The 13,077-nt window shown below is 67.1% G+C and carries 16 protein-coding genes and 1 tRNA gene; 14 read left to right on the forward strand and 3 right to left on the reverse strand.

Annotation, left to right across the window (positions count from 1 at the left end; genetic code table 11):
* Both ACFFIA_RS01065 and ACFFIA_RS01070 read left to right on the forward strand, forming a co-directional pair.
* Positions 1-1,017: hypothetical protein (locus ACFFIA_RS01065; RefSeq protein WP_377243858.1), on the forward strand; the 1,017-nt coding region annotated here is incomplete at its 5' end.
* Between the two features lie 600 nt (positions 1,018-1,617).
* A complete protein-coding gene (locus ACFFIA_RS01070) occupies positions 1,618-2,175 on the forward strand; it encodes an HD domain-containing protein (protein ID WP_377243861.1) in 558 nt (185 codons plus the stop codon).
* On the opposite strand, the gene ACFFIA_RS01075 is transcribed toward ACFFIA_RS01070, so the two are convergent.
* Positions 2,172-2,642, reverse strand: coding sequence for an NUDIX hydrolase (locus ACFFIA_RS01075; RefSeq protein ID WP_377243863.1), 471 nt, complete (start codon positions 2,640-2,642; stop codon positions 2,172-2,174). The two genes, ACFFIA_RS01070 and ACFFIA_RS01075, sit on opposite strands and share 4 nt — an antisense overlap.
* Positions 2,635-3,423, reverse strand: a complete 789-nt coding sequence (locus ACFFIA_RS01080) for a helix-turn-helix domain-containing protein (RefSeq protein ID WP_377243866.1) — start codon at positions 3,421-3,423, stop codon at positions 2,635-2,637. The genes ACFFIA_RS01075 and ACFFIA_RS01080 overlap by 8 nt, the downstream gene beginning before the upstream one ends.
* A gap of 292 nt (positions 3,424-3,715) precedes the next feature.
* On the opposite strand from ACFFIA_RS01080, the gene ACFFIA_RS01085 reads away from it, so the two are divergent.
* The 12 genes from ACFFIA_RS01085 (at position 3,716) to ACFFIA_RS01140 (ending at position 12,861) form a co-directional block, all read left to right on the forward strand.
* Positions 3,716-4,774 carry a helix-turn-helix domain-containing protein gene (locus ACFFIA_RS01085; protein WP_377243869.1) on the forward strand — a complete coding sequence of 353 codons (1,059 nt, stop codon included), beginning with the start codon at positions 3,716-3,718 and terminating at the stop codon, positions 4,772-4,774.
* Positions 4,774-4,989 carry a hypothetical protein gene (locus ACFFIA_RS01090; protein WP_377243872.1) on the forward strand — a complete coding sequence of 72 codons (216 nt, stop codon included), beginning with the start codon at positions 4,774-4,776 and terminating at the stop codon, positions 4,987-4,989. Before ACFFIA_RS01085 ends, ACFFIA_RS01090 begins: the two co-directional genes overlap by 1 nt.
* A gap of 178 nt (positions 4,990-5,167) precedes the next feature.
* Complete coding sequence (locus ACFFIA_RS01095) at positions 5,168-5,896, forward strand: GntR family transcriptional regulator (protein ID WP_377243875.1); 729 nt, start codon at positions 5,168-5,170, stop codon at positions 5,894-5,896.
* A gap of 128 nt (positions 5,897-6,024) precedes the next feature.
* Positions 6,025-6,447 (forward strand): hypothetical protein, encoded by a 423-nt coding sequence (locus ACFFIA_RS01100; protein ID WP_377243878.1) that lies wholly within the window; start codon positions 6,025-6,027, stop codon positions 6,445-6,447.
* A gap of 95 nt (positions 6,448-6,542) precedes the next feature.
* Complete coding sequence (locus ACFFIA_RS01105; RefSeq protein WP_377243881.1) at positions 6,543-6,722, forward strand: hypothetical protein; 180 nt, start codon at positions 6,543-6,545, stop codon at positions 6,720-6,722.
* Positions 6,722-6,931, forward strand: a complete 210-nt coding sequence (locus ACFFIA_RS01110) for an AMED_5909 family protein (RefSeq protein WP_377243884.1) — start codon at positions 6,722-6,724, stop codon at positions 6,929-6,931. Before ACFFIA_RS01105 ends, ACFFIA_RS01110 begins: the two co-directional genes overlap by 1 nt.
* Before the next feature lie 160 nt (positions 6,932-7,091).
* A complete protein-coding gene (locus ACFFIA_RS01115; protein WP_377243887.1) occupies positions 7,092-7,496 on the forward strand; it encodes a hypothetical protein in 405 nt (134 codons plus the stop codon).
* The gene (locus ACFFIA_RS01120) at positions 7,496-8,905 is read left to right on the forward strand and encodes an FtsK/SpoIIIE domain-containing protein (protein ID WP_377243890.1); all 1,410 of its coding nucleotides are present in this window, start codon (positions 7,496-7,498) and stop codon (positions 8,903-8,905) included. Before ACFFIA_RS01115 ends, ACFFIA_RS01120 begins: the two co-directional genes overlap by 1 nt.
* Positions 8,902-9,597 carry a DUF2637 domain-containing protein gene (locus ACFFIA_RS01125; protein ID WP_377243893.1) on the forward strand — a complete coding sequence of 232 codons (696 nt, stop codon included), beginning with the start codon at positions 8,902-8,904 and terminating at the stop codon, positions 9,595-9,597. Before ACFFIA_RS01120 ends, ACFFIA_RS01125 begins: the two co-directional genes overlap by 4 nt.
* Positions 9,598-9,644: 47 nt before the next feature.
* Positions 9,645-11,330 carry a replication initiator gene (locus tag ACFFIA_RS01130; protein ID WP_377245615.1) on the forward strand — a complete coding sequence of 562 codons (1,686 nt, stop codon included), beginning with the start codon at positions 9,645-9,647 and terminating at the stop codon, positions 11,328-11,330.
* A 17-nt stretch (positions 11,331-11,347) separates the two neighbouring features.
* Positions 11,348-11,545 carry a helix-turn-helix domain-containing protein gene (locus ACFFIA_RS01135; RefSeq protein WP_377243896.1) on the forward strand — a complete coding sequence of 66 codons (198 nt, stop codon included), beginning with the start codon at positions 11,348-11,350 and terminating at the stop codon, positions 11,543-11,545.
* A complete protein-coding gene (locus ACFFIA_RS01140) occupies positions 11,542-12,861 on the forward strand; it encodes a tyrosine-type recombinase/integrase (RefSeq protein ID WP_377243899.1) in 1,320 nt (439 codons plus the stop codon). The genes ACFFIA_RS01135 and ACFFIA_RS01140 overlap by 4 nt, the downstream gene beginning before the upstream one ends.
* Positions 12,862-12,929: 68 nt before the next feature.
* On the opposite strand, the gene ACFFIA_RS01145 is transcribed toward ACFFIA_RS01140, so the two are convergent.
* Positions 12,930-13,003, reverse strand: a tRNA-Met gene (locus ACFFIA_RS01145).
* Between the last annotated feature and the right edge of the window lie 74 nt (positions 13,004-13,077).

Below are 13,077 nucleotides of genomic sequence, written 5' to 3' on the forward strand. Positions count from 1 at the left end.
CTGTCCGGTCCTCAACCTGGACAGAACACCTCAACCCGGAACAACGCCGGGGCCGTGGTCTTTTACCCGATGCATTCAAACAGTTCCTCGCTAACCGACGGGTCAGACGCGCTAAACGCATATGCGATTGGTAGCTCCATAAGAGCCACCATCCGGGTTCCCGTAAAGAATCAGCCGGTCATCCATGGGTCGAAAGATACTCCGACCGACACCTATGCAGTTGAATGGGACGGAATTTCAGCCCTAATTGGATGGGAGCAAGATGACTATGATTGGGTGCCAATCTCGGCGGGACACGTCGTTCTTGAAGTGCTCAATGACGCTGCCGCGAATGCCGGGTTTGGAACCTACATACAATCATGCAGTCCGGGGTGCGACTACCAACTGTTGCACACGACGCTCGTAGTTGAGGAAGATGCCGAGGCAAGTGATGATGACGTACTTGAGCAGGTCGACTACGGGGTCGTGCGGTTGCGTGTTCCGAGTATCCTTGACCTACGGGACGGCGTGCAAGAGGCGGGTTTTGCCGTTCGAATCGCCTTACGTTCTTTTGCCGAGTTCAAGAACTCGACACGACGTCTAATGAATATTGATGCCCATGTGCGCGAACTGTCGGCTCATATGCTTCACCATAACTACACGCATTCTCGTATAGCTACCCTTAAGCCAAGGAAGCGCCCAAAAGCTCTATGGCACAATAGAGGATGGCGGCGGGAGACCCGAGCACTTGTCGCGGAAGCCTGGCTTAACCTTGCGAATATGGACGTTCTCTCGAAAGCCAGCCATGACAGCCTGGTCGGGCTTGAAGGTAATTACGCCGGCTTACAGCCGCTACTAAAGCGTGACTATGCTGCTGACGTTGCAGCCCTTCATCGACTAAACACCACACCTATTACGGACGCGATAAAGCAGATGACTACTTCTATCGATAATAGGCTGCTTATTCTAGCGACGATACTTGGCGCAATCGGCGGTGGTCTTGCTGGAGCTGTTGCCGCAGTGATCAGCTCAAGTTGAAGCAGAAAGCTGGCCCCATCCCGGCTGCCGTCGACCCACCTACCGGGGAGCGGACCAGGGCGAGGGCGACAAGGTGGAGCGCCCTACCGGACGAACGACCTTGGCGCCCTCGCCCTGGTCTGCTCGGCTCTGCCTGGGTCGTCGGTGGGCGGGATGGATCTTCCAACATCCTGGAGTCGGAGATCCCCCGCCGGAGGCATCTTCTTTGTGGTGAGTCCGGCCGCAGGCCGGTCCTCTTTGTTCTTCTGCCCCGTGTGCTTGCCTGTTCTCAAGGCGGCCCGGGGGCTCCTTGTCATGTGGGTCATCGCGCCGCCGGCGGGGCTATCACCGCCGGGGTGCCGCCCCCGGCCAGCGATAGCTAGGGGGCGGCGGGGTCCCCGAGCGGCGACCCTTGTGGTCGGCCCCTGGTCGGCGGCGCGAGCGGCCCGCGGAGCGGGCCGACTTGAAGACGTACAGAAGGTTCTCACCGCCGGTGGTCGGCACGGGCGGCGTAGGCGCGACGGCTACGGGTGGGCGGGCTCACGTTGGTTGGGTAGATCTGTTGGTGCCGAGGATCCAATGCGGGGTGGCGAGCTTCCACCTTGCCCGTACGCTGGCGGCGTGGACCTTGTTACGGAGGCGAGAGGTTTGGCGGGTGCGTTACTCGCTGAGGAGCTGCCTCGGCGCTGGAGTCACGTTCAGGCCGTTGGCGCGAAGGCCGCGCAGGTGTCCGTCGTTCTAGAGGAGTCCGATCGGGACGTCTTGGTGGCGGCTGCCTGGCTGCACGACGTCGGCTATGCGGCGCCGCTGGCTGGCACCGGGTTCCATCCGCTCGATGGTGCCCGGTGGCTGCGGTCGCGAGGTCTGGACGACCGGGTCGCTTGCCTGGTAGCTCATCACACGTGTGCACTGCTGGAGGCGGACGAACGCGGGCTAGCGGAAGAGTTGGCTGCGGAGTTCGAATGCGAGGAGTCGGCCACTGCGGATGCCTTGTGGTACTGCGATGCCACAACTGGGCCGGACGGCCAGGACCTGAACGTGCTGGATCGCTTGGACGAGATCAGGGCACGCTATGGGCCGGACGCGTTGGTGACGCGGTTCATCGACCGAGCACAGCCCCAAATCGTCGGGGCGGTGCAACGGACAGCGAAGCGGCTGGCTGAGGCAGATCGCGACTAGCCGATGTAAGGCTGATCGAGGTCGGCGTATCCGTGATCGACGCGTAGCCGCATGGACGGATGGATATCAAGCGCCTCAAGCTCCGCTCGGGCTATCCAGGCGACCTCGGGCGTTTCGCTGCTCCGCGTAGGCTCACCGGAGTGATAGCGGGCACGGAAGCAGATCGAAAACTGTTGGCGTACCTCGCCGTCGCTGTAGGCGATGACGTGGTTTGGGTCGCTGTAGATTCCGACAATGCCCGCCACCTCAACCGTGATGCCGGTCTCCTCGTAAGTCTCGCGGACGACGGTTTGAGCGATCGACTCACCGATGTCCTGAGCGCCGCCAGGCAATGCCCAAAGGCCGTTATCGCTGCGCCGGATCAACAGCACTCGCCCATCCTCATCGAGCACGAACGCAGTTGCGGCCACGACGATCCGGTTTGGGGTTGGCGCGTCTGGGTCGTGGAAATACTCGGTCCTAGCCACGGTCGGCGGGGTCCTCCGTTATCTGCCACAGCGGCTTGGCCTTGGACCAAACTCGGTCGAAACTCTCGACGTAGAGGTCGAACAGGTCACCGCCACTTAACCGGCGCAGGTGGAGGGTTGGCGCGTGGGCGGCGGGGTTTCCATAGACGTGCGTGTTGACGAGCATCTCGTCATCGAATCGGTAGATAGAGTTATAGAGCGTTGTGCTGTGAAGGGCAACCGTCGCTCGCTCAACGCCACGGAGCTTCTCGTACCAGGCGAGGACGTTGTTTATCTTGGCGGGTATGGCGTCTCCGATGCCTTCATCCGCGCCTCTGGTGGCGACCCCGACCGACGCGGGATCGCCGACGAGGATCTTTAGAGTCGCCCCGGCGCGAGTCCGTTCGGTGAGGATCTCGACGAGGCGGGGGTGCTGCTCGGGCAGAAACAGGCCGGCGTACACCAGGATCGAAATCTGCTTGCTGGCGCCGGTCAGTAACCGCTTCCATAGATCGATGGGAACCATCGATCGGCGCGGGTAGAGCTGCACCAACTCTGATTGTGATGCTTCGGCGGCCCGTCCGGTCGACACAACCTGCGGCCATAGGTATGACTGGCTCTCGCCGAGGCGGTCCGCAAGGGCGTGCCGATATCGTGGGTACGGAATACGATCCTGCGTGATCCACCGTTCGGCGGTCTTGGGATCGACCCCGGCGACCTCGGCAAGGTCCGTTGGTGTGAGCCGGTTCCTCAGCATCGCGTCGCGCAACCGCTCGTTCGGCACGACATCCTCCGGGGACATCTAGGGACGTCTTAATGTACGACAGGACGTCCGTAGATGTCCAATCTGCGTGGTGAAGTCGTAACGCTGGGTCGTCTTAAGTGGTGCGCATGACCCAAGCGGGAGCCGTTCTTACAGACTGCCTGGCCTGCCGTGGCAAGGGATGGAAGTTCGTAACCCACCGCGTCGAGCTGCGGGCGTTGGCGCTGTCGTGCGGTGGGCGGGTGGTGTCGCGGCGGTCCTGTATGGACTGCTCGGGTTCTGGTCGGGCGTCGGTTGGGTCGTGAGCTGGCGCCGGGGCGGGTGTCAAACGGTGGGCCGGACACTGGAGGGCTTCGGCTGCCGCGATGTTGCCTCGCCCGCCCTGGCGTCTCAAACCGGTGAGAGTGCCTGGGCGCGTGCCGTTCCGGGCTTGAGGAGGAGGTGCAAGGTGCCGACGAAACGGGAGCATTTCCAGTTCTCGTTGCGCTCCCAGATGTTGGGTGCGCGGATGCGTAAGCTGCGCGAGGATCGCGGGTTGACGTTGAAGTACATCGCCTCGTATCTGGGTGTGGAGTTTTCCACCCTCGCTAGATACGAGCGGGCAGAGTGGCCGTTTCGCCGCGATCACGTGATCGCACTTCTGGACGTCTACGGCGTCTATGACGAGCGGGCGCGGGCAGAGCTGGTCGAGTTGGCGACAAACGCGTGGCGGATCAACCTGTGGGAGCCCGCCTACGGCAACCGCCAGAGTGTGCCCGGCGACGACTGGGTGGGCATCGATCACGCCTGGGTTCGGTCGCGGGCTGAGGAACTGTGCGTCTACGCCACGGGGCTGGTTCCGGAGTTGCTGCGAACCCGGGACTACGCCGAGGCGATCCTCCGCCACAGCGACTTGAGCGCGAGCCAGGTCGACCAGCAGGTACGCCGGCTGATGGACCATCAGCTTGTGTTGGATGAGAGGCCGCCCACCCGGTTGACGGCGATCGTGGAGGAGTCGGTGTTGTCCCGCCCGGTCGGCGGCCGGGCGGTGCTGGAGGCGCAGTTGGAGCATCTGCTTCGGGCGGTCGAACGTCCCCACGTCAAGGTCCGCATCCTCCGTACCGGGGTGGGGCTGCACGGTGGCTTGGACAGTGCGTTCACGGTCTGCAAGATGCCCCGCCCCTATCCGGCGGCGGCGCTGGTGGAGCAGTTGGGCGGACATCTGATCCTGGAGGACGTCGATGCCGAACGGTACGTCAAGACGTTCGACAAGCTCGGCGAGCGGGCGCTGAGCGAGCCGGACTCAGCGGAGCTGATCCGCCACGCCGCCACCCGGACCAGCGACGACAACCCGCCCGGCCACGCTGCCCAGCCGTCCGGGCGGCGGGAGCGGGAGACGGTGGCCGTCTGATGCCGACGCTCCCGTTCGACTCCGATGCCACTCGGGCCGCGGTGACCGCGGGCGCGCAAGCGATCGCCGCCTACTGCGACAAGCACGCCATCCAGATCGACCCGGCCCAGTGTGAGGACTTGGCCGAGGTGCTGATCAACCAGTACCAGGCGTTCTATGCCGGCGTCCGCTACGCCACCACCCACACACCACCACCGGCCGAACCCGGCCAGTAGCCGGCCACGGTCCGTCAAGACCGGTCTGCCGCCGCCCCGATGCACTCCTGTCAGGAGCAGCACACCGTGGGGCGGCGGCAGACTCATGTCCGGGGTGACCCGGTCTTGTTGGCTCATGCTCACAGGCACTACGCTCCTGTGTTGACATGTGATCACTGATGTTGCTGGGTGGTGGCCTGTGGCCGGGTATGAGGTGCCGACGCCGAAGTATCTGCGGGTGTTGAACACGCTGCGGGAGCGGATCGAGTCCGGCGCCTACCAGCCGGGGGCGGCGCTGCCGTCAGAGTCGCAACTGTGTACCGAGTTCGGTGTCTCCCGCCCCACCGTCCTCAAAGCCCTCGGCATCTTGAAGCAGGACGGGTGGATCGAGTCCCAGCAGGGCAAGGGCTCCTTCGTCCGCGGCCGCCCACCGGCGGGCCGGGGTGCGCCGCAGTACGCGCAGGATGCGATGGAGTTGGACGAGACGGTGCAGGTGGAAATCCTGCACGTCGGCCCCGTCCTCGCGTCGGCGCGGATCGCGGCGGCGCTGGCGATCCCAGAAGGTACGCCGGTGTATGAGCGGCGGCGCCGGACGGTGTCACAGTTCGGGCCGGTCGACCTGGTCTCCACGTTCGTCCCAGTCGAGATCGCGGTAGGTACGGCGGTCACGAAGCCGGAGCCGATCGCGGGGACATTGACCGAGCACATCGGACGGCTCAAGCAGTTGCGGGCGGACTACGCCACCGAGCACTTGACCGCCCGCACCGTCACCACCGAGGAGGCCGACGTCCTGGCGGTGGAGGCGGGTGAGGCCGTCCTGTTGGTGACGGTGACCCTGCATCAGGCGTCCGGGGAGCCGATCTTGGCCTCGCAGATTGTCATGCCGGGTTCGCGGCACGAGATCGAGGACACCTACCCGTTGCCCTGACCCTGCGGTCGGGCATTGATGGTTTGCGCTATCTGAAGTTTGTCTATCTTCTCCTCGCCTGTGTTTACAAGCCGACGTAGCTTATAAGCACAACAGGTTGTGTCTTGGTTGCATGTGAGGAGAAGCTAGTGGTTCCTCTGTCGTTGAAGGTTCCGGTCCCGTTCGACTACGTCTTCCCGCACGGCGCGCTCGGCCTCGGCGTCGACGCGCAGTTGGACTTCGACCGGCGTGGTCAGGCGGATGATCAGGCGCGGGACAAGGACTCCGGTGAGCGGGTCTGGGTCGTGCGGGTGATGGATCTGGACCCGGAGGCGGGCCGGTTCGGCCGGTCGACCGAGGTCAAGGTCAAGGTGATCGCGCCGCATCGTCCGGTGCTGCCCACGTCCACGGTGCCGGGGTATCCGCCGTCGGTCGCGTTCGACGGGCTGACGTTGACGCCCTATGTGGACTCGCAGCGGTGCAAGTCCACGGGTTCGTGCAAGGCGCGGATGGCGTACTCACTGCGCGCCACCGCCGTTCTGCCGGCTGCCGTGTCGGCGCCGGTTGCGTGATCGCAAATCCAAGTCGCGGGGCGGGTCTTCCTCCGCCAAGAAGCCGGCCCGCCCCGCCCCAACCCTGTTCCCCTCGCTTGGAAGGGAGGGCTGTTGTGCCCACCGTAATCCACCTGCTCCGGCCGTCGACGGGTCGTGGGGAGGTGTGGCGGCACTGCGAGGTCTGCGACGACCTGGTCGCGATGCCACCGCACGCCACCATCTGCGACGCGTGCACCACCATCGCCACCCCCGCCTACGGCGTCCGGCTCGCCACCGACGAGGGGTGGTCGTGATGGCCTCGTTCGCCGCTGAGTTGTCCGCACTGCTGCGGACGATGCCCGGCCTCAACTCCTCGGACGGCGAGCGGGCCGCCTGGTTCGACCGCAAAGCCGACCTGTTCCAGCGCATCGCGAACACGGATGGCCATCTGTCGGCGGAAGCCGTCGAGCTGGCCGGGATCGCCCGGCAGCGCGCTGCTGCACTGCGGGAGGGCCGGTCATGAGGTGCCTTCCCCGTCTGTTCCGCCGGTCGCGGCCGGTGCTGGTGGATGAGATTCGTTGCCCGCACTGCCGGCGTTGGGTCAAGCCCCGCCGGTTCGACCTGCAACACATGGCGTGCAAGACCTGCCGGCGCACGCTCGCCCGGCCGGGGTGGTGGGTGCTGTGACCCGACCTCGCATCACGACCGTGCATCGGCTCGCGGCGCCGGGCATCCTGGCCGCCCGGGAGCTGTACACGGGCTGCCCGGGCGACGTGCTCCGAGTCGCCGCCCTGGTCGAGATCGCCGCCGCCGCAGCGACCCTGGCCCGCACCGTCGTGCGGCTGCGCCACCTGGACCCGGCGGTCATCACGCCGCACGTCACCGACCCGACCGACCTACGGGCCGTGCTCGGCCGGGGCCAGTGGCTGCCCACCATGACCGGCCACGTCCCCGCACCACGACACGACCGGCGGCCCGCCCACCGGGCGTCTGCGTCGGTCCGTCGTCGGCAGGCACGGCGGGCCAGTGCGACAGAACAGCTCCCGCTGCTGCCAGCCAGCAGTGACGGCTCGGGTGGTGGCCGCTGATGCCGCTGATCAACGTCATTCCCGGGGACAAGATCCCGACCGCACCACTCAACGTCCGGGTACCGATGTGGCGGGTTCCTGGCTGGCTCCTGCTGCTGTTCTGGATCGTCCGGGGCGTGGCCCGCCTCGTCGTGGTGGCGGTGCGCTACTGGTGGCTGACCGTGCCGATCGGTGTGGCGTTGTGGGTTTGGGCCGAGTATGGCGGCTTGGTCCTGGGCGGTCTGGTCCTCGGCATCACGGGCGGCTGTCTGGCCTGGTGGCGGCTGCACCCCGCGTCGTGGCTGCGGTTCGGCTGGCACCCACTCGTGGGCCGGTGGCGCAGGCTGTGGGTCTACCGGCGGCGCTGGGCGGCCGCTATGGCCACCTGCGGCCTGGCAACCGTCTTCGACAGCGACCGATACATCCCCCGCCTCGGCCGCGTCCGCTCCAGCCGCTACGGCGACGAGGTCACCGTGCGACTGCTCCCCGGCCAGATCCCCGACGACTGGGCAACAGCCGCACCTCGGCTCGCCTACACGTTCCGGCTCCGGGACGGACGGGCCTACGCGACCAGCAAACCAGACCGGGTCACACTGCGGTTCCTGCGACGCGACCCGCTCGCCGCCCTTGTTGCGCCGCTACCGATCGCGGCCATGCCGGACTTCGCCGCCCTGCCCCTCGGCGTTCGGGAGGACGGGGAGATCTACCGGCTGCGGCTGACCGGTTCACAGCTGCTCATCGCGGGGGCGACGAACTCGGGCAAGGGCTCAGTCATCTGGTCCCTCATCCGAGCCCTCGCCGACGGCATCCGGACCGGGCTGGTGGAGCTGTGGGTCTTCGACCCCAAAGGCGGCATGGAACTCGCCGCCGGACAACCACTGTTCGCCCGGTTCGCCTACGAAGACCCCGACACCATGGCCGGCGTCCTGGAAGAAGCCGTCAAACGCATGCGCCAACGCGCCGCACGCCTACGCGGCATCACCCGCCAACACGTTCCGACGCCCGGTGATCCGACGATCGTCCTCGTCGTGGACGAGCTGGCCGCGCTCACCGCCTACATCACGGACCGGAAGGTCAAAGAACGCATCCGCGAAGCCCTCGGCCTCCTGCTGTCCCAAGGGCGAGCGGTCGGCGTCCACGTCATCGCCGCCCTCCAGGACCCCCGCAAAGAGGTACTGCCGTTCCGGGACCTGTTCCCCACCCGCATCGGCCTACGCCTCACAGAGAAGGAACAGGTCGACATGGTCCTCGGCGACGGCGCCCGCAACCGCGGCGCCCTCTGCGACCACATCCCCGAAACCACTCCCGGCGTCGGCTACATCGCGCTCGATGGAGTGCGGGAACCGGTCCGGGTGCGGTTCTCCTACCTCACCGACACCGACATCGCCCAACTCGTCCGCGACTACGCACGGGCGGGAGGTGCGGCATGAGGGCCGAGCGGATCGAGGGCGTGGTCCTGGTCCTCATCCTCCTGGTAGTCGGCGGGCTGGCCGGGGCGGCGTCCTTCACCCACGTGCACGACTGGACCATGCACAACTCACCCACCGGCACCGGGGACTGGTTCGGCTGGGCCAACGCCGCCATCTCCGAACTCATCCCCCTCGCCGCACTCCTGACCATCCGAAGGCGACGTCGGACCGGCGGCCCCATCGGCTACCCGATGTTCCTACTCATCGCCGCCGTGTGCCTGTCCCTGGCGGCGCAACTCGCGGTCGCCAAACCCGGCCTATCCGGCTGGCTGCTATCGGCCGTGCCGGCGCTGGCGTTCCTCGGCCTGTCCAAACTCGTCCTCACCGTCCCAGCCCCACCATCCACACCAGAGCCCGACAGGACGGACCAGGACGGCGACCGTCCCGAGCCCGTACCGGTGCAGGTCAACACCGAGGACGACCAGGACGGCGTCACCGTCGACCTCATCCAAACCGCCCGCCAAATCGCCAACGAACACCAGACCACGACCGGACGGCCAATCACCCGCGACGAACTCCGGGCCGCGCTGCGCATCGGCAACAGCACCGCATCAGACCTGCTGCGGCAGATCCGCCACGTCGGGCGGTCGGCGCTCGTGCCGGTGACCGGCTTCCCCTCTCGCAACGGAACCTCGGCCGGAGGTGACCAGTGACCAACCCGCACCCCGTCGACCCACGACCCGGCTCCCGCGCCGCCCGCATGCGCCAACCCCTCGCCAAAGACGCACTGCGACTGCTCGCCGAACAACACGGCGTCTGTACCCGTCCCCTCGCGCTAAGGCGCACGGACACGCACACCGGGCTGACCGAGGTCGTGGAAGTGCCGTGCGGGGCGCGGCTGGCCGCCAAATGCAAGCCCTGCGCCGAACGCAACCGCCGCCTACGCATCCAACAAATCCGCGAAGGCTGGCACCTGGCCGACGAACCCACCATCCAACCCGACCGGCCCACGGGCGAGGTGTTGGAACTGATCCGCTACCGGGCACACCTGGAGTTCGCCCGCGAACAGCTCGCCTACGAACCGATGGCACCCGACGAGCGGGCCGCACAGCTCGCCGACCTCGACGGCGCCATCACGGAGATTGACGAACACCTGGCCCAATCCAACCTGCGCGGCAACCTCACCCCACGCGACCGGGACGCCCACCGGCCACGCCGCAAACGCTCCACCAAGCGGCGGCAAGACTCCCCGGACCTGCCCCGCCTCCCGGTCGACAACCGGACCGTGGGCCGGGTCTACACGAGCAGGACCGGCAAGACGCACCGGCCCTCGATGCTGGTCACGCTCACCCTCGACTCCCGCGGACCGGTACACCAACACATCCGGCGCGGCGCCTACATCCTGCCCTGCGAATGCGGACAACGACACAACCAACGAGACGACGTGCTCGGCACTCCCATCGACCCCAACACCTACGACTACCGGCGGGCCGCGCTCGACGCCATCCACTTCGCCCGCGTCCTCGACCGCTGGTGGCAAAACCTACGCCGCGCCGCCGGATGGAACGTCCAATACGCCGGCGCGGTCGAGCTGCAACGCCGCCTCGCACCGCACGCACACTTCGCCATCCGCGGCACCCTGCCCCGCCGCCTGCTCAAGCAGGTAGCGGCCGCGACCTACCACCAAGTGTGGTGGCCAGCCTTCGACCGACCGAAGTACACAGTGGACCGGCCGCCGGTCTGGGACACCGACCAGAGCGCCTACGTCGACCCACGCACCAAACAGCCTCTACGCACATGGGGCGAGGCGCTGGACGACCTGGAAGAGGCCGACGCGGAACCGGCCTACGTCGCCCGCCTCGGCCGGATCGACGCGCGAGGCATCGAGGCTGGCGGCAAGGACACCGAACGCGCCATCCGCTACGTGACGAAGTACGTCACCAAAGACCTGACCGAGCATGCGACGCCGCAGTCCGACGCGCAGCGCGCGCACTTCGACCGGCTCCACGCCGAGCTAGCCACTCTCCCGTGCTCACCAACGTGCGCCAACTGGCTCCTCTACGGAATCCAGCCAGACGGCGTCAAGGCCGGCCTGACACCCGGGCGCTGTTCCGGCAAAGTCCACCAGCGGGCCACCCTCGGCTTCACCGGACGCCGAGTGCTCGTCTCGCGGCAATGGTCCGGCAAGACCCTCGCCGACCATCGCGCGGACAACCGGGCGTGGATCCGCGCCATCCTCGGCGGCGGCCTGGCCGACACCGAGGAACAGCCACAAGATGACCGGTACTCCTTCGAGCTGGCACGGCCCGACGACCCGGACATCCCACCGCTCGAACATCGGATCCTGCGCGCGGTCTCCGCACGCATCCGATGGCGAACAGAGCTGCACCAAGCCAGACAACGGCTTTCGGCAACTGCCCACGAAGCAGCGACGCAAGCCGCATGACCGGAAGGGGTTCCACCTTGGACAAAGCGGAGTTGACCTACTCGCGCGCCGGGCTGCCCATGCTCCTGGCGGTCCCTCGCGCGGCGCAACTCCTCGGCATCTCACGATCCGCGGCCTACCGGCTGGCCGCGAGCGGAGACCTGCCCGTCCGGCGCCTGGGCGGCCGGGTCTACGTCGTCACCGACAAGCTCTTCGACATGGTGGAGGCAGCATGAAAGGCCACGTGTACCGGCGGGGCAAGACCTTCACGTACGTCTTCGACGGTCCGCCCGACCCGCTTTCCGGCAAGCGTGCCCAGGTGACGAAGGGCGGCTTCGCCACCGAGCGCGAGGCGTGGTCGGCGTGCCGCGAGGCGATGAAGCGGGCCGAGGAGGGCCGGCACGTCGCCCCGTCCCGCCGGACGGTCGGCGGCTACCTCGTGGACGAGTGGCTGCCAGCGATCAAGAGCGCGACGAAGCCCACCACGTGGGCCAACTGGAAGGTCTACGTGGACTCCTACGTCGTGCCGGTGCTCGGCCCGGTGAAGCTCCAGCAGCTCACCGCGCCGCAGCTCCAGGCGTTCTATGACCACCTCCTGACCAAGGGGCGGGTGAAGGTCGACACCGTGTCAGCGATGTACGAGCTGTGGCGCCAGGGCCGCGAGGCAGGCAAGGAGCCCACACCCCGCCGGCTCGCGTCGACCACCGGGGCCACCATCCACGCGGCTCGGGCAGCGCTGCGGCGCTTCCGGACCGGGCAGGTACCGAAGGGGCGCACTCCGGGCCTGGCTCCCAAGACGGTCCGCAACGTCCACGTCATGCTGCACAAGGCGCTCGCGGACGCCGCCAAATGGCGATACGTGGTCGAGAACGTCGCTGCCTCCGCCAACGCTCCGAAGCCCGGTCGGCGGCGGCCCACTGTGTGGACTCCGGAGCAACTGGGGACGTTCCTGCGATTCGTCCAGGCGGACCGGTTCTACGCGCTCTTCCTCCTCGCCGCGACCACGGGCCTACGCCGCGCGGAGCTGTGCGGGCTGCACTGGTCGGCGGTCGACCTGACCGCGGCGACCCTGGCCGTGGAAGAAACGCGCGTGGTGGTCAACGGGCGGGCCGAGGACGGCGACGGCAAGTCCGACAACGCGCCCCGGCTCCTCTCCCTCGACCCGGCCACCGTGGCGGCGCTGCGCGACTTCCTCAGCCGGCAGCGAGGCGAGCGGGCCTTCTTCAAGACCGACTACCGCGACACCGACCGGGTCTTCACCTGGGAGGACGGACGGCCGGTGCATCCGGACGTGATTCGGCAGCGCTTCAACCGGCTCTCGGCGCGCTGTGGGCTTCCCCACATCCGCCTGCACGACATCCGCCACAGCTACGCGACCGCCTCGCTCAAGGCCAGCGTCAACCCGAAGATCGTCAGCCAGCGGCTCGGCCACGCGTCGGTCGGCTTCACCCTCAGCGTGTACTCCCACGCCCTGCCCGGCATCGACCGCGAGGCAGCCGGCACCATCGCTGACCTGATCTTGGGCGAGAGCGGCGAAGAGGATGACCGTTAGCAGCGCCGTTAGCAAATGGGTACGAAAACGCCCTCCCAGATGATCTCTGGAAGGGCGTTTTCCCTGAGTAGCGGGGACAGGATTTGAACCTGCGACCTCTGGGTTATGAGCCCAGCGAGCTACCGAGCTGCTCCACCCCGCGTCGGCCTGTTAACCCTAGCGCACCCCTTGCCGTACCTGCAAAACGGGGCGAGCATGGCGTGCCGCGCGCGGGAT

Origin of the sequence: Phytohabitans kaempferiae, from assembly GCF_042433955.1 — a bacterium.
GTDB classification, from domain to species: Bacteria; Actinomycetota; Actinomycetes; order Mycobacteriales; family Micromonosporaceae; genus Phytohabitans; species Phytohabitans kaempferiae.